Here is a 22,362-nt window from a genome sequence, read left to right as displayed (position 1 = left end):
GCGGCCGCCGGGTCCGCCGTGTCGGAGGCGTCCGGCGTCCGGGAACCGCGCGGTGCCCGGGCACGGGCCACCCGGGTCGGCGGGCCCGGGGTCAGGCCCCGTCGCGCGAGGGGATGACCCCGAACTCGCTGAGCATCCACAGGAACGGGTCGGCCACCCGGTAGGGGCGCACCCCTCCGCGCACCCGGTTGCCCTCGTCGGGAACGCCGCCCAGCGCCGACACCCCGAAGTAGCGGGCGTTGCGGTAGTGGTTGTTCACGTGGCCGTCCACACCGCCGCCGTCCCACCGGTGCAGGAGCTGCCGGATCTGGGCGTGCACGTCCTGGCTGTCGGACTCGTCGAAGAACGGCGTGGCCGGCTGCGGCCGGTGCAGCGGCGACCCCTCGTCCAGCTCGCCGTGCAGCGCGTCGATCTTGGTCAGACACACCGCCATGGGCACCCTGATCAGCCGGTTGGCCGCCCCGGGCCGGCTCATCAGCAGGTCGGTGACCCGTCCCAGCATGTCCAGCGGCCGGTTCTCCACCCTGCCCGGCGCGGGCATCCGCGTCCCCGCCGGGACGAGCCGCCGGGCGCCCTCCATCTGGAGCGGGTCCAGCAGCAGGATGATCCCGTCGGCGTTGTTGAGGTAGCGCAGGTTCGCCTCCACGCTCTCCGCGGAGGTCAGGTCCTCCCCGGCGGTGTCGAAGAACGACAGCAGCGTGTGCTGCGGACGCCCGCCGGACAGCCCCCTTCGTTTGGTGGTGAACCGGAACACCAGCGGCTCGCGGGTCACCCCGGTGCGCCGGGTGGCGCCGAGCAGCCGCGCCTCCTCGTACAGCGGGGTCTCGTAGTCGGCGTGGAAGCGGTGCCGGGTGTGGTCGTCCGAGCCGCCCACCGAGGCGTTGAAGCGGGAGCCCACCCGGTTCATCAGCTCGTGGATGAGCACCGTCATGAACACGGTCTTGCCCGCGTCGCGCGCCCCGACCAGGGCGATCATCCGGCTGCGGATCCGGCCGAAGTTCACCGGGAGCTGGGCGTGGCAGGTGGCGCACACCTGTCTGCCGGTGGTCGAGGCGCACCCCGGGCACACCGCCCGGGCGCGGCGCCCGTCGGCCTCGAACACGGGGGGCAGCCGTTCGCGCCGCCCCAGGTGGGCGCGGACCGCGATGTCCTCCACAGGGGCGCACACCCGCCCGTCGGGTCCGGGGCGCCCGGTGCACCGGAAGCGGATGTTCCGCTCGGCGAACCGCGAGTAGCAGTAGGGGCACACCAGGCGGCGGCCGTCCACGGGGATCAGCGAGCGCAGAGCGTCCAGGGTCCTCACCACCTCAGTTCCCGCACCGGGGGCTGGCGCAGCCGGACCTCCCGGTCGTCCTCGTCCGACGGAAAGCACATCAGCCAGCCCTCGCCCGTCCCCCGCGGCGGCCGCACGCGCACCGAGACCCACTCGCCCGCCGCCAGGTGCTGGGCGGGGAAGACGGCCAGCACGAGCCCCTGCGCGGCGGAGTGCGGCTGGACCGGGCCCTCGGCGTAGACCACGGACACCTCGGGCATGTCGCAGTCCTCCTCGGCGAACACGTGGACCAGCCGGTCCCGGCGCAGCAGCCCGGCCGCCTCCACGCGGTAGTCGAGCACCGCCCGGCCGGGCACGGTGACGCCCGTCGGGGCGCTCACCGCCTCCCCGCCCTCGAAGGGGACGACGGCGCGCACGTCCACCCGCACCGAATCCGGGCTCATGGGCGCCTCGAAGCCGCCGTCGCAGGCGTACTGGAGCCGGGTACAGCGCAGTTCGCCGCCGATCCAGGGCTCGGCTCCGGGGGCCTCGGGGCGCCAGGAGACCACCGCGGCGGCGGCGTCGTCGGGCCACGTCCATCCCAGGCGGACCGAGGTGTCGAAGCGCTCCGCGTGCAGGTCGCGCACCGGTGGGGCGGCGGTCACCCGTACGGAGGTGCCCACCACCGACTGGTCGCCCGCCACCGTCACCGCCAGGACGTGGTGGGTGCCCGAACCCAGGGTCAGCGCGGCCAGGGCCCGGTCGTCGTCCGCGTCCGCCTGCCGGGGGCGGCCGTCACCGGCGGGCCCGTCGGTGTGCGGGCGGTCGCCGTCTCCGGCCGCCGCCGGCGCGTGGCCCGCGGGCCCGGTACCGCGGCGTCCGGCGTCCGTCGCCCCGAGGCCCGTCGCGCCATGGTCCGCGGAACGCGGCGGGAGGTGCGCGGCGTGGTTCGCGTCGGTGCGCTCACCGGTCCCGGTCGTCTCGGCGGGGCCCAGGACCCGGACGCCCTCCCTCTCACCGCCGGAGGCCGGGGCGTGGTCCGCGTGCGGGGCGTGCGCCCCGCCGTTCCCGGTTCCCGTCCAGCTCCCGTCGAGGGAGCCCTCGGCGGGGTCGAGGACCTGGACGTCCCCCTGGTTCCCGTACTCCGTCGAAGCCGGGTGCCCGGGGTGCGGGAGGCGGCCCTGGCCGGCCGCCCGTGTCCCGGGGGAGGCCGCGTCGCGGGTCTGGTCGTCCTGGAGGCCGAACCCGGTCCCGTCCTCCTCCGGAGCCGACCGCCTCGGACGCGGGAGGTGTGCCGCACCATCCACGTGTGCCGCGTCATCCGCGTGCGCCGCGTCATCCACGTGTGCCGCACCATCCGCGTGCGCCGCATCATCCGCGTGCGCCGCGTCATCCGCGTGCGCCGCGTGCACGCCCGTCTCCCGGATCCGGTCGGTCCAGGCGCCGAACGACATCCCCTCGCTGAAGCCGGTGTCCGGGGCGCTCTCCTCCGAAGCCGGCGCGGTGGGCTCCGGCGGGCTCATGGCGTGGCGCCCGCCGCCGTGGGCGCCGGTTCCGGCCCCCTCGTCGGGGCCGAGGACCCGGACGCCCTCCCACGCCGCCTCCTCCCCGGTCGGCATCGGGGCGGCGGCTCCCGCGTCCTGGTGCTCTCCGGTCGCCGGTGCCCCGGGCGGGGCCGCGGCGCGCCCTCCGTCGCCGCCTCCGGGCGCCGCGGCGGGGCCCAGGACCCGCACGCCCTCCTTCTCCCCGCTTGCCGCCGGTTCCGGTGTGCTCGGAGCGGGGCCCTCCGGCCGCGGGCCCGGAGTACCGGCGGCGTGGACCTGGCTGTTGCGGACGGCGACCTCGGCCCTGTCGGCGGGGCCGAGTACGCGGACGCCCTCCCTCTCCTCGCGCGTCACGGGGGCCGGGCCCTCCGCCCGCGCGAAGCCCGTTCCCGGGGCGGCCGGCCCCGGAGCCGGACCCCTTCCAGGAGCGCCCGGGCCCGCGTCCCCGGGCCCGTCGTCCGCGGCTGCCGCCTCCACCGCATCGGTGCCGTCCGGTCTCCGGGCGGTGTCCGGGACCCCCGCGGCCCCGGAGCCTCCCGCGGCCCGGGCGGTCCCCTCCGCGTTCTCCGTGACCGGGCGCTGGTCCACCTCGCGGCCGTAGGAGTCCAGGTCGTCGGGGCCGACCACCGTGCCCGGCGGCCACTCGGGCGGCTCCGCCCCCACGCGCAGCACGACCCGGCCCCGGGGCGGGTTGGTCCACGAGGCCACGAAGTCCGTACCGCCGTCCGGTCGCACGGACAGGTCCCGCACCGGGTCCGGGCACGGGCCCGGACTGGCCCGCCGAACGAGTCCGGCCGACCCCCGCGCGTGCCCGTTCGAGGTCACGTAGATGGCCCGGATCCGGTAGTGGTACTCCACGTCGGTGCGGACGCCGGTGTCGCGGAACCCCGTTCCGTCCGTCTCCACGCGTACCCCGTCGCCCGCCCCGCGCGGCGGGGCGCCCTCGCCGCGCAGCACCTCCACGCGCACGGCCTCCGCCGGGGCCTCCCAGGAGCCGGACACCTCCCGTTCGCCGGCGCACACCCGCAGCGACGAGACCTCCGGCGCGATCATCACCGGCGGGGTCGAGACCGCCTCCGACACCCCGCGGCCTCCGCGCACCGCCACCACGGTGTAGCGCGCCTCGGAGCCCACCGGGGCGCCGGTGTCGGTGATCTCGGTCCCCGACAGCTCGCCCACCGGCACCTCCCGTGCGCTGCCGTCCCGTCCGGTGCGCCGCGTCACCCGGTAGGTGACCGTCCCGGCCAGGCTCGGGCTGGGCTGCCAGGTCACGACCACGCTCCGGCCGTCGACCCGGGCCTCCACCCCGCGCGGAGGCAGCGGCTCGACCTCGCCCAGCCGGGCGGCGAGCACCTCGTCGTCGGCCGCCACGTCCACCGCCGCCGCCAGCGCCCGCGCCGCCTCCTCGCGGTCGCCCGCGCGCAGCGCACGGTCCGCCTCCCCGGTCAGCTCCTCCACCTGGCGCACCCGTACGCGCAGCCGGGCGTGCAGGTCGTGCTCCTCGGGCAGGTCGGCGGCGGCCTCCTGCGCCTGGCGCAGCTGGTTGTCCACCAGCAGGTCGCGCACGTCCCGCTCCGCCCGGACGACCGGATCGGTGCGGGGGCCGGAGTGACGCACGGCCGCGGCCAGCAGCATGGCCTCCTCCTCGACCAGTCCCCGGTGCACCCAGTGCCGGACCAGCCCGGACTCGGTCAGGGACTCCGGGCGCTCGCGCAGGTCGCTGACGACCTCCCACAGCACGAGGGACTCGCGCAGGGCCGAGTCGTCCTCGGCCCGCAGGATCTCCAGCACGTTCTCGGCCGCGGTTTTGCCGTCGGTCGCCGCCTCCAGCCGCACGCGCTGGGCAGCCTCGTCCAGGGCGACCTTGTCCAGGGCGGTGCCGTCGCAGAGCCGGAACCCGTCCAGCACGGTGAACCCGTGGGCCAGGCGCTCCTCCCCGAAGACCACCATGGGGGAGAAGGCCACGCCCCGGACGCGCAGGTTCTCGCGCAGGGCGCGGAAGGCGCGTACGGGCGGTGCGTCCGGCAGTTCGGGCAGCCGGTCCACGACACGCACGCCGTGGTCGAGCAGGACGCGCTCGGCGTCGGCCTCGGCCACGCCCACCGGCGCGATCATCGACCGGAGGGCGTCCCTGTCCAGCAGGGCGGTGGTCAGGTTCCCGGCGATCTCGGACCACTCGGCCAGCGCGCGCCGGGCCGTCTCGCAGCGCACCCTGTGGAAGTGGGCGTGGGTGAGCGCGCCCTCGTCCTCCATGCGCTCGTGGTCGGCGATCAGGTCGGCCAGCACCTTCTTCAGGGAGCGGCGCCGGCCCTGCAGCGCACGCCAGTAGGCGCACACCTCGGCGACGTACTCGGTGAAGGCGGCGGGGTCGGCGCGCAGCCGCCGCTCCAGGCGGGGGCCGATGCCGTAGCGCGTGAACAGGTCCGCCGGGAGCCCGCGGGCACGCGCGGCCACCAGTACCTCGTCCTCGTAACGTGTGCGGTCCTGTGCGTCCCAGGGCATCGTGCGGTGCCGCTCCCCTCGTGTGGTCGTGGTCGTACGGTCCGGTGAGGGGGTGGTGGGGGTGCGGGTGGCGGTGTCCGGAGGAGACGGGAAAGGCGGCGCCGGTCAGCGGGGCGGCCCCGCGGCGGGCCCGGAGGACTACGTCATCTCCCGGCCGGCGCCTTTCGCCGTGGTGGTAATCGCATCGCTCCGCCTTTCACCGCTGTCGCTTTCGCGGTACAGCCGTTCAGGAACACGACGAGCATACCCACCAGTGGTGCGTTGACGGGGAGAACACGGGACTTTTGCCCCTGCGCGTGTCTGTCCCATATTTACCGATGTGGAATAAAACCAGACGATAGGCACTGAACTGGGGTTATGAGAAATAAGAACGCGTTTGTCAGTCCCTGATCGGACAAGCGGAAGAATGCCGTGGCGACGGGAAGGGGGCGTTCGGGCGTCCTGTGGTCTTTCCTTTGCCCCTTCCGCCGCCGGTGTTCTGTGCGTGCCCACTACCGCGGTAGCGGGTTCCGGTGTGGACGACCGCGAACCCCCGCGCGGGGCCAGGAAGGCGTACCGGGTGCTCAACCCCCGGGGGCGAGTCATCGCTTTCGGCTCTACCTCCGCCCCTGGACGCGGGTCCGGCCGCGCGGCCCGGCCGCCGGTGACGTGTGTGCTCCTACCAGCCGAGGATCTCCAGCGAGGCACCCAGGTTCTTCCGGAGCCGGTCGTGGCGCGCGGTGAGGGCCTCCTCGTGCTCCGCGACCAGGCCATCCAGGACGTCGCGCTCGGCGCCGACGAACGCGTCCAGGTAGCCGGAGGAGTCCTTGCACTCCACGCTGGGGACCGCGGCCTCGGGGGCCGCGCCCTCGCCGGAGGTCGGGGTGCCGTGGTATCCGTCCACGCGCTCGGCCATGCACTCCTGCCAGGCCGCGGCGGCCGCGGTGACACGGGGGTCCTCCATCGCGGCGAGGAAGGACTCGCCGAGAAGGTCCTCCACGAGCATGTGGGAGGACGGGACGTCGGCGGGGGTGCCGTCCTCCCCGGTCTCGAAGGGCATCGGGCTGCCCGGCTCGATCTGCCGGCGCGCCCAGGTGAGGCAGCCGCCCTCGGGCAGCGGTTCGCCCGAGGGAGTCCGCACGTCCTCTACCTGACCGCTGACCGCCGCCTCCGCCCCGGCACGCAGGTCCGCGTCGCCCCCGATCCGGTAGGCGGGGTCGCCCCCGTCGCCGCCGGGCAGCCCGAACGCGTGCTCCTCGGCGATGTCGATACGGGTGCTCCCGTACCGGCGGTACTCGCGCTGGGGCCCGAAACCCCGCATGGTCAGGGGGTCCATCCGCGTGTCGGCGTTGACCGAGGCCTCGTAGCCGAGGTCGGCCAGGCACTCCACGACCAGGGTGTCCACCGCCCTGCTGACGACGTACCCCTCGTACTCGTCGAGCCGGTGGTCGTACACCGGCAGGTGCAGGCGCTCGCTCAGCTCGGCGTCCATGCCCGCGTAGGGCTCCTCCGGCCGGACGAAGCCCGAGGCGGCCTCCTCGGCGGGCGAGGCCTCCCCGGCGGGCGCGGCCTCCTCCGGGGAGGGGCCGTCGGGCACGGACGCGTCCCCGAACAGGGAACAGCCCGTCAGGGCGAGGACGAGGGCGCCCGAGGCCAGGGCGGGGACGGACGGGGAGCAGGCACGGCGGGGGGTTGCACGGACTCTCCAGGGGGTGGGGGACGGCGGTGCGTCTGGGTGGAACGAGCCTAACCGCCGCCCTCCCCGCCCCTGGGGCGGGCGTGCGCGCCTCAGGGCCGCACGGACTCGTCCAGCCGCGCGGCCAGGTCGTCGGTGAGCAGTTCGATGTAGGTGCTGGTGATGTGCCCGGCGTCGCGGTAGACCATCACGTTGCCGATCACCGCCGGGCACACGCCGTCGACGCAGAAGCGGTCGCTGAGGTCGATCCAGTGGACCCCCTCGTCGAAGGAGCGGACCGCGTCCTCCTGGGGGTCGGCGTCGTCGAAGGCCTCCTCCACGGGCCGATCGCACCGCGACGGGTCCTCGGTGTGGGCCGCGACGCACTCCACCACGTCCTTGCGTGCGCGCGGGGTGTCGCGCAGCGCGACGATCTCGCCGCTGACCCGAGCCACGTCCTCCCACAGCCGGCTCATGCCCTCGGCCATCTCGGCCCGCTCCTGCTCGGGGGAGGACTCCTCGGCCGGTCCGCTGGCCGTGGACGAGCTGGTGAACACCAGGTCCGGCCGCAGCTCCTCCAGCTCTCCGACCACCGCGCGGTTCCACTTGCCGCAGGTGGTGTAGGGGCCGCCGTCGGGACCCTTCACCACCGTGTCGGTGAACGCGCACGAGGACTTGGTGTAGACGAACAGCCGCCAGCCGCGCTCGGCTGCCAGCCCCTCCAGCGCCGGAACCCACTGGGCGCTGTGGGAGTCCCCGACCACCGCCACGTCCACGCGGGCGTCCTCGGGGCCGTACACGCACGGGTCGCCGGGGTCGGTCTCGGAGTGCGAGGCCTGGCAGTCGTCCTCGTACAGCGTGGGCACGTCGTCCTCGGCACGGACGGGGGAGGGATAGATCAGCGTCGTGTCCGGAGCCTGCCCGAGCGCGGCGGGACCGGTGTGCACCGCGGGGTCGAACGACACCGACCCCTCCCGTTCGGCCTGCAGGTACACCGCGCCGCCCACGGCGGCCACCGTCACCACGCCCGCGGTGGCCACGGTCAGGGCGGAGCGGCCGCCGCGGATCAGGCCGCGGTCGCGCACCGGGTCCTCCACCCACACCCTGGTGCCCCACGCCAGCAGCACGGACAGGGCCGCGACCGCCACGGCCTCCAGGGGGCCGAGCCGGTCACGTCCGGTGAGCACCAGCGCGAAGACGATCAGCGGCCAGTGCCACAGGTACAGCGAGTACGACATGTCGCCGATCCACCGCGCCGGGGCGGTGGCCAGCAGACGGGACGCCGGCAGCCGTCCGGAGGACTGCTCGGCCGCGATCACCGCCGCGCTGCCCAGCACCGGCAGAACCGCCGCCCAGCCGGGGAAGGGCGTGCCGTCGTCGTAGGCCAGCGCCGCGACCGCGACGGCGGCCAGGCCGAGCCAGCCCAGGAGGGGGCGCCAGCGCTCCGGCAGGCTGCCGTGTGCCAGCCCCACCGCGAGCAGGCCGCCCACGGCGAGCTCCCAGGCACGGGTGAACGGGAGGAAGTACGCCGAGGCCGCCTCCCGCTGGGTCAGCAGCACCGAGCAGGCCAGGGACAGCACCAGCACCGAGCCCAGGAGCACGGTGAGCGCGCGGGTCTCGGCCCGCCAGCGGCGCCGGGCCAGCCCCCACACCACGAACAGCAGCGGCCACACCAGGTAGAACTGCTCCTCCACCGACAGCGACCAGAAGTGCTGGACGGGGCTGGGCGGGGTGTCCGAGGCCAGGTAGTCCACCGCCTGGCGGGCCAGGTACAGGTTCTCCACGTAGGCGGCCGAGGCCACCAGTTGCCAGGCGGTGTCGGCGAGCCGGGTCACGGGCAGGACGAGGAACGCGACGGCGCCGGTGGCCAGCAGCACCGTGGTCGCGGCGGGAAGCAGCCGCCGCACCCGGCGCACGTAGAAGCCGCTGATCGACACCCGGCCGTGTTCGCGGGCCTCGCGGTACAGCAAGGACGTGATGAGGAAGCCGGAGATCACGAAGAACACGTCGACGCCGACGTAGCCGCCTGGAAGCAGGGCGGGGGTCAGGTGGTAGACGAGGACCAGGAGGACGGCGACGGCACGCAGCCCCTGGACCTCGGGGCGGAACCGGCGCCCGGTCCGGGCGGGTGCTGTGAACATAGGGCTGGCTCCGAGGAACGGGCTCGGCGACGGGACACGACCGGAGCGGTCGTTATGGGGGATGACCGCATTGTGTGGTGTGCCGGGGACCGGCGGCGACCCCGGAGGCGGTACGGAGCCGGTTGTTCGCCCAACGGGGGCGTGTACGACACGCTCCCGTGGCCGGCTGTTCGCCCGCGGGCGTGCGGTCCCGTTCGTGACACGTCCGCTCCGAATCTGGGGCAGACTGTCGGGTGTCCCCCGAAGGAGTCGTCCGGCCTCGTGCGGTGCCGATCGCCACCGTACCCACCCGGACGCGGCCCGGCACGGCCGCGCCGCGAGAGGAGGCACACAGTCACCCCCGCCATCCCGACGCGCCTCGTGGCGGCCATCACCGCGGTGGTCGTCGTCCCTTGCGTGCTCTACCCCCTGGCCGGCCCCTGGACACTTCTGTGGATCCCGGCCGTGCTGCTCCTGGGAGCCCTCCTCCAGCACTTCGGTGTCGCGGTCACAGGAACCGGCGACGCCCTCGGGAGGCCGGGTCCTCCCGGCGTATCCGAAGACCCCGACCCGGTCCCGGCGGGCTCCAACGCCGCACACGGCACCCGGGTGCGCCCGGTCGCGCTGCCCAGCGCCGTACAGGACTACGACCTGGTGTTCTCCGCCGTGGTGCACTGGCGGTGGGACGGCCACGTGGACCTGCGCCTGCGCAACCCGGTCGCTCCCGCCGTCCTGGCGGTCGTCACCCGGGCCTCGGAACTGGCCCGCGGCGTGGACCCCTCGGACCACGGAGTCGCCGAGTGCGAGCTCGCCGCCCGGCTCGCGGTGGAGACCGCGGTCACCGGCGCGGGGATCGTGGTGTGGGCGGAGGAGGTGGGCCTGCGCCTGCGGGAGGAGGACGCCGAGCGGCTGAGCCGCATGGCCGGGCTCCGCAAGGACCGCGAGCTGCGCGAGGCCGTCCGCGACGCCGAGGAGGAGCGGGAGGAGTTCACGGTCGGACCGGCGGGCCCGGTCCTGCCTCCGCGCCCGGCGGCGGACGGGGAGCTCGACCCGCTGGGCGACCCCCTCGGCGACCCGCCGGACTACGGGGAGGACGACGCCGTGCCCCCCGGCCCGGGCAGTGACGTCGATGTCGAGGGCTATGAGAGCTACTGGTGGCCCGCCGAGGGCGGCGGCCACGAGTCGGCCGAGCGCGACGTGCAGGTCGCGATCCTGCGAGGACTGATCGACTCCCTCCGGAGCGGGCCCACCCGCACGGAGTTCGCCCGCGACCAGCTGGAGATCCTGGAGCGGGGCGGCTTCTCCGAGGTGGCGCGGCGCATCCGCGAGGAGTACCCGGAGCTGGACGGCGACGACGCGCTGCCGGGCACCGGCGGCGCCCAGGCGTCCGAGGACGGTCCCTGACCTTCGCCGGTCCCGCGCACGGCCGAGGACGGAGCCGGTTCCGACGGCCGAGGCGGGGGCCGGGGCCCTCCCGCCGCGCGCGGTGGACGGGACGGGCACACCCCTCGGGGAGGCTCCACCGGTGACGGCCCCGCCCGGGCCCACCTCCCACAGGCCCCGGGACGGGGCCGTACCACGGCATGCCGCGTGCCCGCATGGCCGCTGAGAACCCGTCCATGCGGGTGTTGGCGGCCGAGGCCGGCCGCGGGGCCATCGGCGCGACTCCTTCCGGCGGCGGCTCCCGGACGGGGCCGCCTGTTCCCGGGCTAGGTGGGAGACGCCGTCCTCCCTCACCGCACGAGGTCGCGGAGGACGCTCATGGCAGGAGCTCGAATCTCTCGGTGGCCATGGTCAGCCCGTTCACCTGGACGTCGACGAGGTGCTCGCCCGGGTAGTACCTGCGCGTCCGGACCTCCCTGATCGTGTGCGCCTTCTCCAGGTGCCTGACCTCTCCGGGGGCCAGGTCGAGGTCGGAGAGCTTGAAGACCTTGGGGATGAGCCGCCCGTTCTTGCGCACGTGGTGGACCACGTAGTCCACGGTCACACGGTGTGCACGTGTGTCGGTGTTCTCGACGGCGAAACGGAGGGTGAGCGTGTCGCCCAGACGGAGGGCCGCGGGGCGCGCGGTCATACCGTGCACCCTGACGTGTTCGCCTCCCGTGGTCCCGAGCACGGCCAGGGCCTCCTGGTCCCCCGCCTTGACGAGGGTGCGCAGGGCGTGCCTGACGATCCACGCGGTCTCGGGGGTCGGGCTCTCCCGGGACCAGCGCCGAACGGTCGCGAGCGCGATCTCCGGATGCTCTTTGGAGATGTCGTTCAGGTTGTTGGCCACGGACTTGCGAACATAGTCCGAAGGGTCGCTGCGCAGCAGTTCGAGGACGTCGAGCACGGGGGCGGGGTCCTCGACGAAGAACGGCAGCCTGCTCGCCCACGGGAGCCTCGGGCGGATTCCCTCACTGGCCAGCCGCCGGACATTGCGGCTGGGGTCGAGCGCCCACCGCCTGACACGTTCCATCGTCGTTTCCCGGTGCCTCGCGACAAACGGACGGATGGCGTATTCGGCGGTGTGGCAGCGTGTCACCGCCTCCAGGAAGTCGAGGGACTCCTCAGGGTGGTCCAAGCCGTATTCCTCGACGTAGCGGGCCACCGGCATGAGGAACCAGCTCACCGTGAACATTCCCTGGCCCTCGGGGAGTTCGTCCCCGAGGGTGGCGCCCAGAACCTCCAGGGCCTTGGCGTAGTCCTCGGGAAGGCGTGAACGCAGGCCCTCCGCCAGGACCAGGACCCGGTCCTTGAGCTCCAGGCCGGGGACGCGGCGGTCGACCTCGGCCGCGTACCCCGCGGTGTCGAAGTCAGGGAGGGCTCCTCGGATGCGTTCGCCCAGGATTGTGGCGGTCTCACTCGTGAAGTGTTTCTTGAGGCTGTATTCGCCGGACATGGTGGTTTCCCTCTCGGGTGTCGACGTCTCCGAGCAGCGGATGGCGTGGGGACGCTCCGGAGGGAGTCTCCCTGGGCTTGGACGGGCTGCCGGTGTTCCCTGCGAACACGGGGCCGCCTCCTCTCCGGCTCTCCGTGAAGAGGAGATCCACAGGCTTTCCCGCTCGAATGGGCGGCCCGGGACGCGGGTCAGGCTATCGCCTGTGCCGTCGCGCGGCGCGGCCCGGTCGAGTTCGGTTCCCGAGGCCCTTCGTACCTGGTCTCCGTCGGACATATCCACGGGTGACGGGAAACCGCAGACAGGCCTGTCGGTGCGCGGGCAGCGGGCCGAAGCCGCGGTCTCCCGGTCGAGCGCCGGTCCCCGCCGGCCGGACGGGCGGGGAGCGCGTCGAGAGGCAGGCGTTCCTCGGGACCGGTTCCGGCCCCGTCCGGGGCCGGGCGCGAAACGACGGTTCACCGCGCGGGTCCCGTGATGACCGCGGGCGGTGCGGGGCCTCACGACCCGTCCGCACACCCTCCGGTGCCCGGCCGCGGCGGGACCCGGGCGTCTGTCCCGGGCGTCCACTCCAGAGGTCTATCCCGGGTGCCCGGTCCGCGACCCGGCGCTCCCGGCCGGATCCCCCGGCCGCCGGACCGGACCGGTGCCGAGGGTCGAGCCGGAGCCGTGCTCGACGACGCGCAGCATGTCCCGGATCTCCTGGAGCAGCGACGCCGGCACCGCCCCGCGCCGGACGCCCTCCCGCGCGAGCGCCTCGGCCTCGTTGAGCGTCCGCCACGCCTCCAGCAGGTCGCGGCCGGACATGACCGCGGCCAGCAGCGTCATCGCCCGCAGCTGACCGGAGCGGTGCTGGAGGCCCCGGTAGCCCTCGACCGCCACCCTGGCCAGCTCCTCGGCCTCGGGCAGGCGGTCGGCCCGCCGCAGCGACTCCGCCGCCATGCGGTGCGCGCGGGCGTGCCACCACTTGTCGCCCAGCTCCCGGAAGCCCTCGGCGGCCCGCAGCATCTCCTCCTTGCCCCGCTCCCGGTCCTGGGCCATCCGCGCCTGGCCCAGGACGAGGCACGTGCGCCACCGCCCCCAGTCGTCACCGATCCGCAGGAACGCCTGCTCCGCCTCCCGCAGCCGGGCGATCTGGTCCGCGACCTGCCAGGTGTCGCGCAGCCGCACGCGCCGGCGCAGCAGCCCGCGTGCCGGGCCCGCCTCGGCGCAGCGCTCGGCGTACCCCTGGTCCCCGTCGACGAACAGGGCGGCCACCCTGTCCCCCTGCTTCCCCGGCCACTCCGGGTCCCGCGCGGTCAGACGGCGCCGGTCGCGCTCACGCGCGGGACTGAGCAGCAGTTCGCACTCCCCGGCCTCCCGGTTGAGCTCCTTGGTGGGCAGCTGGCCCAGCGAGCGCAGGTAGCGGGCGTGGTACCAGTCACCGCTCGGGGCTCGCGAGAGCCGCTCGCGCTCGTCGTCCAGTACGAACCAGGCGTTGAGCGTGAACCCGCGCAGCCGCAGCACCTCGCCCTTTTGCAACCGGACCCTGGTCCACTGCTCGGGAGCGTCCTGTGAGCCCACGAGCAGCTCCTGCGCACGGATGAGCAGCTCGTAGGCCCGCTCATGGTGGCCCTGGAAGCGGTCGACCTCGGCCAGGTTGCACAGCGTCCGCACCTGCCACCAGCGGTCGCCCCGGTCGGAGAAGATCCGCACGGCCTCCTCGATCTCGGCCCGGCCGTCGTCCAGGTCGCCGCGGCGGTACAGGTTCACCCCGATCACCCTGTGGGCCCGCGCCCTCCACCGCGGATCCACCGAGTCCAGCTGCTCCAGGACGTACAGCGCGGTCAGGGCGCGCTCGTGGCCGGTGTCGTGGTCGCCGTGGCCGCTGGCCACCTCGGCCCGGTCGAGCAGCGAGACCCCGTAGGCGAACGGGTCGCCCATCTCCAGGGCCAGCGCGGTCGCCTGCTGGGTGGTCTCCCGCATGGCCTCCCAGTGGACGCGTCCGGCCCGGCACAGGACGGAGAAGGCCCGGCGGAGCCGCCACCCGTACCCGGTGGTCCGCTGCCCGCGCGGCTCCTGCCCGGGGGTCCACCCGTGCCGACGGCCGTCCTCGGAGCCTCGGCGCGGCAGGGTCCACTGGAAGCAGACCTCGAAGCCCCGCCGCTCGGACTCCAGCCACGCCATGGGGTCGGTCGGCACCCTCGACGCGGCGGGATCGGCCCGCTCCCCCCGGTCCGCGCCGGGCAGGGGGGAGCCGAAACTCCACTCGTGCGGTGCCGCCCGGCGCGCGGCCGCCTCCGCGATCCGGTCGAAGGCGCGCAGCAGTCGCTCCACCGCGAGTTCGAGCTCCTCACGCGACCATCCCGGCAGCTCCTCCTCGGGGACGCCGAGGACGCGGGGCCCCGCCGTCAGCAGGGTGTCGCGGACGTGGTCGTGGAGCTGGAACCGGTCGAAGCCTCCCGCCTCGTACAGGTAGGTCACCAGGTAGCGGTGGCTCATCCGCAGGAGCAGCGGCTTGGCCTCGTCCTCGGAGATGTCCAGCAGGGCGGCGGCCGACCACGCGGCGAAGGTCGCCAGCCCGGCGCCGGCCAGGCGGCTCAGCAGCAGCCGCTCCCGCGGTTCGCACTGCTGCAGGCTGAACGCGAACGACTGGGCGATGGCCTGCGGTCCCGGCACGGTCAGGCGCAGGGCCGGGTCGTTCATGTGGCGCATCAGGTCGGCGGCGCCAGGCCCCCGCTCCTGGGTGATCTGCGTGCTCACCAGGCAGATCGCCAGGGGGAACCCGTGGCAGGCCTCGACGAGGCCGGGCAGTGCGGCGCGGTCGGCCTCCGACAGGGGCCGGGGCGAGTCCTCCACCAGCCTGCCCAGCAGCCGCAGGCCCTCCTCGTGCGAGAGGGGGTCCAGGTGGCGGCGCAGCATGGGCCGTGCCGCGTCGGGGAAGTCGTTGCGGCTGGTGACCAGGACCGCGCATCCCGCCCCGGCGGGCAGCAGCGGTTCCACCTGGGCGTAGTCCTTGGCGTTGTCGAGGACGACGAGGAGCCTGCGCTGCTCGGTCGCGGTCCGCCACAGCCCGGCCAGCTCGTCCAGCGAGGCCTCCTCCGGAGGGCGCCCCCCGACCTCGGTGATCATCTGGGCGAGGACGTCCTCGGGCCTGCGGGGCTCGCGGCGCACCGGGGTGGTCGGACCGGTGCCGCCGGAGCCGCGCCCGGGGGAGGGGCGCGCCTCGGCGGGCTCGTGCCGCGCTCCGCCGTAGAGCTCGAACTCCAGCTTGCCGTCGGGGAAGCGGTCGGCCACCTCGTCGACGACCTGCGCGACGAGCTGGCTCTTGCCGGTGCCGCCCTCACCGGTGATCGCGACGGCCAGCGGGCCGCGGGGGCTCCGCCGACCCTTCCCCCACAGTGGTCGGCCGACCAGGCGGCGCGCACCCCCGCGCGGAAACCGGGCGAACTCGTCCAGCATTTCGGCCATGAGGTCGGCGTGGCCGGTGAAGTGGCCGACGGGCGGGGGTAGCCGCCGGCGCAGCGCGGGAGCCTCGGCCCGGGAGGAGACGCGGTCGGGGTTCTCCAGCAGCCACCCCGCGACGGCGACCAGCCCGCCGCCGAGCGCGCTGAGCACCAGGACGAGCATGCCCTCGTGGTCCGGGAACAGGTCGGGGACCCCCTGGAGCACCGCTCCCGCGCCCAGGACCGCGAGGCCCACGGCGAGGCCGACCCGGCGCGGGCGCCACCCGCGAGGGGCCATGGAGCCGTTCCCGGCCCGGGAGACCTCGTCCACGCCGTCCACGCCCATCCCGACCCTTTCCGGAGACACCGGATATCCATGTATGGCGGGCTTTGTGTGCTCTCCGCCCGGTAGGAAACCGATACTCGTGCCGGTATCGGGTCCGTGTCCAGACGGGTACGGGCCTTCCCCCGCGCGTTCACCCCTTCGTGGCCGACCGGACATCCGGGGTGCACCCGGCGTCGTGTGTCCGCGGGAAGCAGGCCACTCCCGGAAGGACGTTGTCGGTGGCCGCGGGGACACTGGCGGCATGAGCGCATCTTCGTCCACCGAAGCCGACACATCCCGCACCCCTCCAGCCTGGGTGAGTTCGTTCGGCGGCCCGCTGCTGGCCGTCCCCTCCTCCGCGCTGGCCGAGTGGGGCGGCTGCACGGACGAGGGGATGATCATCGGGGACTCAGGCGCCCCGGACGACTACGACCGGGCCTGTGAGGTGGAAGGCCTGGCCGGGCTGGTCCCAGTGGGAGGGGGCGGCGCACAGGCACTGGTCCTGGGGGACATGCCCAGCAGGAGTTGCTACCTGCCCGAGCACCGGGTCTTCCTGCGCTGGCTCGCCGCCGACTCCGAGGCCCGCCTGGGGTCCGCGGCCGCGGCGGTCCTGGCGGATCCTGCCACGGAGTGGGAGGAGTGCGGGGTCTGGGTGACGGACGGCCCCGCCGTGCTCATGGACGCCACCACGCCGGGAGTCGAGCTGGCCGTCGCGTACGCCGGCGGCGGGCTGCCCGAACAGGCGCCCGTCCCACTGCCCTCCGGGCGGTGGAGGGTCGGTGCCCTCCAGGCCTGGGCGGACGAGCACACCTGGGTCGGCCTGGTGCGGCTCCTGCCCACCGATACCTGAGCGGCCGTAGCGCGCCCCGCAGACGTCGGGAGGCCACTGGCCGGGCCGCCCCTCAGGGACGGACCCGCGCCTCACGGCCCCGGACACACGCCGAACAGGATCGGTGCCGTGGACACGCAGATTGCTGAAACGGGTCGCTGGCAGCGTCCGATGGCACCTTGCGAGACCGAGGCCTACTTCACCATCGACACGGCGACCGGTCAGGTGGTCGGGACAGGCCACTGGGAGGACCAGAACCCGGAAGAGAGATGGGACAGCATTCTCGGAGACGGTGTACTCCTGGGCACGGGCAGGACCCTCAACCCTCGCCCTGACCGGCCCCACGGCGCACCCGTGCACACGCTGGAGCTGTCACCCTTGGAGGAGGAAACTCCTTGGAACCCGAGTGCCGCTGACGAGGTCCTCCACACGGTCGAATGGACAGGGGACACTCCGGGTCCGTTCACGCTGACGAGCCACCCCTGGGACGGCTCTGCTCCCAGCACCGTCGAGGACGTCCTGGGCAGGGGTCTTTCTCAGAATGAGTGGGCGGGGTCCTCGTGGTCCCGGGAGCGGTCGTCGTCTACACGGGCCGGTCCCGCACGATCACGTCGGCGGCCGCGGTCACCTGACGTGCCGAACACGGACCCCAGGGCTCGGCACTCCGCAACGGGGGGGTTCACCGGCGCCTGACCTTCCGGTGGCCGGTATCGGCACTCCCCGCCTGCCTCTCCGTGGGAGCCGCGGTGGCCGAGTGACCCGTGTCAGGCCTCGGCGGTGCCCTCGCGGACGACGCGGCGGTGGAGGAGGGCCAGCACGGCCAGCACCAGACCCAGCCCCAGCGCGGCGGTCCCCGCCGCCAGGAACGGCTCCAGGGTGAGGGCTTGGACGATCGACGGGGCCGGAGCGGGGAAAGCCGGGTCGCGCAGGAGTGCCAGGGCCCGGGCCGAGTTCCACCCGGCCCATCCGACGAAGGCCGCCGCCAGCGGCACCTCCAGCATCAGCAGTGTCCGGTGCGTGGCCGGGAAGCTCCAGCCGTGCAGGTGGCGGGCGAGGACCGCCTGGGCGTGCGTGCGGACGTGGACGACGCACACCGTGATCCCGGTGATGAACAGGACACCGATCGCCGCGGCGAGGGCGAACCCCTCCATGCGCACCTGGAAGGAGGCATCCCGGTACTCGTCGGCGGCCTTCAGGGCCACGGGTTGGACGCTGTCGAGGTAGGCGGGCAGCGCCCACTCCTCCACGGCGGTGTCCTTCCCGCCGTCGAGGACGAGGGCGGCGCCGCTCATGGCGTAGTCGCGGTAGCGGGCGGGGCGCAGGATCTCGGAGCCGTTGGGCACCGCCACGACCACGGGGTCCTGGACGAAGGGGATGCCGCTCCGGTTTCCCATGGGGGTGGCGCCGTAGGTGAACAATCGCTGCCCAGGCCGGCTGAGCGCCGTCTCGACGCCGACCCTCGGGGGCGTGTCCCCGGCCTCCTCCCAGGACTCGCGCAGCCGGCGCCCCACCTCCTCGCCGAGGGCGTCCTCCAGGTCGGCGTGGGTCCCCGGGACGAGGACGCGCACCCCGCCCCCGGAGGAGGGGCCGTGCGACTCCCCCGCGAGGCCCAGGACGGGGTGCCGTTCCAGGTAGGCGTCGTTGACGACGATCATGGCGAGGCCTCCGGGCAGGGACCGGGACGTCCCACCGAGGGTGGAGGTGTCGTCCGAGGGTGCGGCCAGGAGCAGTCGTCCCCGTGCCTCCAGAGTGCGCAGGGACTCGCCGAACTCCTCGGTCGTCTCCTGCTCGTACAGCTCGTCCACGTTCTGTGCGAAGTGGAGGCGGGAGACACCGTCGGCCTCGGCGAAGAGTGCCTGTCCCTCCTGTTGACCCTGGAGGACCTGGAGGCTCAGGGCGAGGTTCGCGGTGAGGCCGAGCACGAGGACCAGGGCGGGCACGCGGACGGCGTAGGCGCCGGCGGTGGCCAGCCGCGCGGGCAGCCTGCCCTTGAGGGCGGGAACGATGCCCGGGACGTGCACCAGGGCGAGCGCGGCGGCGTGCGTGGCCAGGCCGACGGCGGTGAACACGGACAGGTAGGACAGGGCCACCTCCAGGAGCAGCCCGGCGCGGGACAGGGCGCCGTGGAGCAGGAGAAGGCCCGCCGCGGCCGCCGCGACGCCCGGGGCCGCCACCGCCCAGAACCGCGCCAGCTGTACGAGGTCGCGCAGGAGGATACGGGCCGGTGACATGCCTTGCAGGCGCAGGACGGCGTAGGAGCGGGCGTTGAGGAGCACACCGGTGCCGACGGCGACCACTCCGTACAGGACGGCGATGGCGAAGGCGTCGGAGAAGGCACCGTCCCGGGCGACCTTGAACCACTCGTCGTTCTCGTGGGCGGGGGCGAGGTGTGCGTCCAGCCCGTACGCGGACACGGCGTCGACGAACGCGTGCGCCCCCTCCTCGGGGCCGAGGAGGTGGTAGGCCCCACGCGGGTCCAGGTCGGCGGCCTCGGCCCAGGAGTGGACCTCGGTGCGGTATCCGGGGGAGAGGCCGGGATAGCCCTGTTCGAGCCAGGATCCGCCGGGCTGTTCGGGTGCGCCCACCGCCAGGTACAGGTGGCGGACACCGCCCGGATCCCGCGGGTCGGTGACCTCCAGGGCGATGTTCACCCGGTGCTCCTCGGTGAAGGAGGCGACCGCTTCGTGGACGCCGTCCCGACCGGCCGCCTCGTCGGCGCCCCGCACCTGCACGAGCGTCGCCAGGGGGCCGGGCGTGGCCTCCAGGAACTCACGGACCACCAGGAACGACAGCAGGGCCGAGAGCACGAGGAAGGTGGCGTGGGCGAAGGTGACGCCGCGATGGAGCATGAGGGGTTTTCCGGTCTGGGTGGGCCGCGGGTCGACGGGGCGGGGGAGCGGGCCGAGCGTACGGGGGACGGGCGTCCTGGGGCGGGGCGGTGCCGGGCATCACCGGGCATGCCCTCTCCGTGGACGGGGGACACCGCCCGCTCCTCCGCGCGGGACGCGCCGGCTCTACACGGCGGTGGTGAGGCGCTGGTCCTGGACGTCGAACACCACGTCACAGGCCTCGCGCACGTTGTCGTTGTGCGTGGCGACCACCACCGCGCACCCCTCGCGGGCCATCTCCCGCAGGGTGTCGATGACCATGCGCCCGTTGTCCTCGTCCAGGGCGCCGGTCGGCTCGTCGGCCAGCACCAGGGAGGGCTGCTTGACCATCAGGCGGGCCAGGGCGACGCGCTGCTGTTCACCGCCGGACAGATGGTGCACCTTCTCCCTCTCGCGTCCGGCCAGGCCGACGCGCTCCAGTGCCTCGGCCTGGAGCCCGCGGTCGCGCCCGGCCACGTCCAGGTTCACCCTGATCGTGGCGTTCTCCATCAGCGCGTAGTTCTGGAACAGGTATCCCAGGTGGTCGCGGCGGAAGCGGCGCCGTCCCCCGGGACCGAGGCGGTTGAGCCTCCTGCCGTCATGGACGATGTCGCCGCCGCTCGGGTCCTCCAGGAGGCCCATGCAGTTGAGCAGGGTGGTCTTGCCCGAGCCGGAGGGGCCGACCAGGGCGAGCATCTCCCCGGAGCGGACGGTCAGGTCGAGCCCCTCCCACAGGGTGCGCTGGCCGAAGGACTTGGCGAGGTTCTTCAGGGTGATCATGGTGTTCCTTGGGTGCGTCAGGCCTGCGAGGAGCCTTCACGGACGATGCGGCGGTGGAGGACGGAGAGCGCGCCGAGGGTGATCGCGAGGGAGGCCAGCGCGATGCCCACGGCGTAGAACGGTTCGATCCCGCTGGTGGGCATCGGGCCGGGAGACGGGGGTCTGGTCGGGTCGTCGGCCGCGGCCAGGGTGGTGACGGTGTCCCACGTGGCCCATCCCACGAACGCCACAGCGATGATCGCCTCGACGGCCAGTAGCCGCCGGTGGATGGCGACGAAGGTCCATCCGCTGATGTGCCGCGCGAAGACGGCCTGCGCGCGGGTGCGCACGTGGATGACGCACGCGGCCGTGGCGGTCAGCAGCAGCACGGCGCTCGCCCCCACGAGGTTGAACACCTCGCTGCGCAGTGCGGTCAGGGTGGTGGCGTGCTCCTTCAACGCGCTGGTGGTGAGCATTTCGACCATGGAGATGTAGCGGGACGCCTGCGGGTTGTCGGCGCGGTACTCCTCGACCACGTCCGGATCGGGGAAGACGGTGTCTCCTCCGGACATGTGGCTGACGTAGCCGGTGTCAGACATGACCTCCCCGTTGGGCAGGGCGATGATGACCGGTTCGTGCAGCAGGGGAAGGAACAGAGGTCCGCTGAAGGTGTTGGAGCCGTAGGTGAACACCGTCTGGTCGTCGGCGGCCGGCAGCACCTCGATATCGAAGTCGCGGTCGGCCGTGCCGTTCGCCTCCAGCCAGCCGGTCACGCCTTCGGCCAGCTGGTCGGCATGCGCGGAGGCGGAGTCGGGCACGATGACGCGGATACTTTCGCCCGGTCCGTAACGCTCCCCGGACGGCGAGAGGACTTCCTGCTCGGTCAGGTACGTGTCGTTGACGATGAGGACGGGGTCGTCCACGCCGGGTGGCCGTGGGTTGGCCGGATCACCGGGCAGGAGTTCGAGCGGGCTCACGTGGACCGCCAGCACCATGTCTCCTGCGGCGTCTACCCTGCGCAGCCAGGGCCCGAGTTCGTCGTCGACGGCTTCGGGGTCGGACCAGCCGTAGTTGGCGCTCAGGGCGGGCCGTGAGGTGTCGCCGTACTGCTCGTATAGGTCCAACCCGATGCGCTGGTCCCGGGCGTTCTGCGCGCTGAGGATGATGGAGCCGACGATGACCAGGGTCAGCACCAGTACGGGAACGCGCACCAGGTAGATCGCGGCGGTGGTGCTGCGTACCGGTAGGCGGCCCTTGAGAGCGGGCAGGATGCCGGTGGTGTGCACCAGGCCGAGCACCGCGGCGTGCACGGCCAGGCAGGGTACGGCGAGCATTCCCAGGAAAGCCAGTGCCAGGGGCACGTAGAAGCCGAGCTGGTTCCAGCCGTTGTAGAAGCCGAGGAAGGTCAGGACGGTGGCGGTCACCACGGGCAGCGCGATCGCGCACAGACGGGTGGTCCTGAGCAGGTCCTTGCGCAGGACGCTCATGTAGGAGTGGCCCTGCAGGCGCATGACGGCGTAGTCGCGGGAGGAGAGCAGGACCCCGGCACCGACGGCGGTGACGGTGCCGAGCAGTGCGACGGCCGCGAGGTTGAACAGGCGGCCGCCTGTGAAGAAGTGCCACAGCTGGGTGAATTGGATGCCCGGGGCCTCGCGCAGGCCGTGGTCGGCAAGCGCCTCGCGCAGGGCGGGCTCGGCCTGGGGCGCGTCGAAGATCAGATAGTGGCCCTTGGGTCCCACGTCACCGAACTCGTCGAGGGGGTGGGTCTCGACGGTGAAGCTGCGGCTGAAGGACGGGTATCCCTCCTCCAACCAATCCGCGTGGTGGGATGCGGGGTCGGAGACCGCCAGGTACATGTGGGCTCTTGATGACGGTTCGTGGACGTCGAGGACGGTGTAGCCGATGGCGGCGCCGTGTTCGTCGGCGATCTCCTGAACGGTGCGTGCCACGTCGTCGGTGTGGTGAGTCCCGTCGTCCTCGGTGATCCACAGCATCTCCGAGTCCTCGAGGACGTACATGGTCTGCTCGGCGGTGGCGGCGAGAAGGAAGGCGATGAGCGCCGCGAAGGCGACGCAGGCCGTGTAGGCGAAGGAGAGAATGCGGTTCGGCACCTGGGGGTCCTGGGAGGCGGATATGGCGAACCCGCCGGTGAGACTGCGTCGGCGGGGTCCCCGGAACGGTCGGCGGCCGGTGGTCGGCGACCGGCAAGG

Annotated in this window: 11 protein-coding genes; 2 read left to right on the top strand and 9 right to left on the bottom strand. The window is 73.7% G+C overall.

From position 1 onward, the window contains the following. Positions 1 to 91 precede the first annotated feature (91 nt). From A6A08_RS12125 to A6A08_RS12110, 4 genes are all read right to left on the bottom strand, one after another. The gene (locus A6A08_RS12125; protein ID WP_199866906.1) at positions 92 to 1,306 is read right to left on the bottom strand and encodes a hypothetical protein; all 1,215 of its coding nucleotides are present in this window, start codon (positions 1,304 to 1,306) and stop codon (positions 92 to 94) included. After that, the gene (locus A6A08_RS12120; protein ID WP_073702653.1) at positions 1,300 to 5,298 is read right to left on the bottom strand and encodes a fibronectin type III domain-containing protein; all 3,999 of its coding nucleotides are present in this window, start codon (positions 5,296 to 5,298) and stop codon (positions 1,300 to 1,302) included. The genes A6A08_RS12125 and A6A08_RS12120 overlap by 7 nt, the downstream gene beginning before the upstream one ends. 658 nt (positions 5,299 to 5,956) lie before the next feature. Next, positions 5,957 to 6,874 carry a hypothetical protein gene (locus A6A08_RS12115; protein WP_083609078.1) on the bottom strand — a complete coding sequence of 306 codons (918 nt, stop codon included), beginning with the start codon at positions 6,872 to 6,874 and terminating at the stop codon, positions 5,957 to 5,959. A gap of 191 nt (positions 6,875 to 7,065) precedes the next feature. Next, positions 7,066 to 9,093 (bottom strand): acyltransferase family protein, encoded by a 2,028-nt coding sequence (locus A6A08_RS12110; RefSeq protein ID WP_083609077.1) that lies wholly within the window; start codon positions 9,091 to 9,093, stop codon positions 7,066 to 7,068. Between the two features lie 378 nt (positions 9,094 to 9,471). Here A6A08_RS12110 and A6A08_RS12105 point away from each other — a divergent pair, with 378 nt between their 5' ends. Beyond that, the gene (locus tag A6A08_RS12105) at positions 9,472 to 10,476 is read left to right on the top strand and encodes a hypothetical protein (protein WP_242422390.1); all 1,005 of its coding nucleotides are present in this window, start codon (positions 9,472 to 9,474) and stop codon (positions 10,474 to 10,476) included. Positions 10,477 to 10,831: 355 nt separating this feature from the next. Here A6A08_RS12105 and A6A08_RS12100 read toward each other — a convergent pair whose 3' ends face one another. Both A6A08_RS12100 and A6A08_RS12095 read right to left on the bottom strand, forming a co-directional pair. After that, positions 10,832 to 11,953, bottom strand: a complete 1,122-nt coding sequence (locus A6A08_RS12100) for a DNA alkylation repair protein (RefSeq protein ID WP_073702651.1) — start codon at positions 11,951 to 11,953, stop codon at positions 10,832 to 10,834. A gap of 573 nt (positions 11,954 to 12,526) precedes the next feature. Further along, positions 12,527 to 15,739, bottom strand: a complete 3,213-nt coding sequence (locus A6A08_RS12095) for an NB-ARC domain-containing protein (protein WP_242422382.1) — start codon at positions 15,737 to 15,739, stop codon at positions 12,527 to 12,529. A gap of 220 nt (positions 15,740 to 15,959) precedes the next feature. Between A6A08_RS12095 and A6A08_RS12090 the strand changes: the two genes are divergently transcribed. Further along, entirely contained in the window at positions 15,960 to 16,547 is a 588-nt protein-coding gene (locus A6A08_RS12090; protein WP_073702650.1) for an Imm21 family immunity protein, read from the top strand. 743 nt (positions 16,548 to 17,290) lie between these two features. On the opposite strand, the gene A6A08_RS12085 is transcribed toward A6A08_RS12090, so the two are convergent. From A6A08_RS12085 to A6A08_RS12075, 3 genes are all read right to left on the bottom strand, one after another. Continuing rightward, a complete protein-coding gene (locus tag A6A08_RS12085; RefSeq protein ID WP_073702649.1) occupies positions 17,291 to 19,375 on the bottom strand; it encodes a hypothetical protein in 2,085 nt (694 codons plus the stop codon). Positions 19,376 to 19,540: 165 nt separating this feature from the next. Further along, entirely contained in the window at positions 19,541 to 20,173 is a 633-nt protein-coding gene (locus tag A6A08_RS12080; protein WP_073702648.1) for an ATP-binding cassette domain-containing protein, read from the bottom strand. Between the two features lie 17 nt (positions 20,174 to 20,190). Then, a complete protein-coding gene (locus A6A08_RS12075) occupies positions 20,191 to 22,263 on the bottom strand; it encodes a bacteriocin-associated integral membrane family protein (protein ID WP_073702647.1) in 2,073 nt (690 codons plus the stop codon). Between the last annotated feature and the right edge of the window lie 99 nt (positions 22,264 to 22,362).

Origin of the sequence: Nocardiopsis sp. TSRI0078, from assembly GCF_001905145.1 — a bacterium.
GTDB lineage: Bacteria > Actinomycetota > Actinomycetes > Streptosporangiales > Streptosporangiaceae > Nocardiopsis.
Note: the sequence above shows the minus strand (reverse complement) of the source record. Positions and strands in the feature narration are given on the sequence as shown.

Excerpts from the sequence above, each read along its gene's own strand:
- A6A08_RS12120 (WP_073702653.1), bottom strand. The coding sequence starts at position 5,298 with ATGCCCTGGGACGCACAGGACCGCACACGTTACGAGGACGAGGTACTG.
- A6A08_RS12110 (WP_083609077.1), bottom strand. The coding sequence starts at position 9,093 with ATGTTCACAGCACCCGCCCGGACCGGGCGCCGGTTCCGCCCCGAGGTC.
- A6A08_RS12100 (WP_073702651.1), bottom strand. The coding sequence starts at position 11,953 with ATGTCCGGCGAATACAGCCTCAAGAAACACTTCACGAGTGAGACCGCC.
- A6A08_RS12090 (WP_073702650.1), top strand. The coding sequence starts at position 15,960 with ATGAGCGCATCTTCGTCCACCGAAGCCGACACATCCCGCACCCCTCCA.
- A6A08_RS12085 (WP_073702649.1), bottom strand. The coding sequence starts at position 19,375 with ATGCTCCATCGCGGCGTCACCTTCGCCCACGCCACCTTCCTCGTGCTC.
- A6A08_RS12080 (WP_073702648.1), bottom strand. The coding sequence starts at position 20,173 with ATGATCACCCTGAAGAACCTCGCCAAGTCCTTCGGCCAGCGCACCCTG.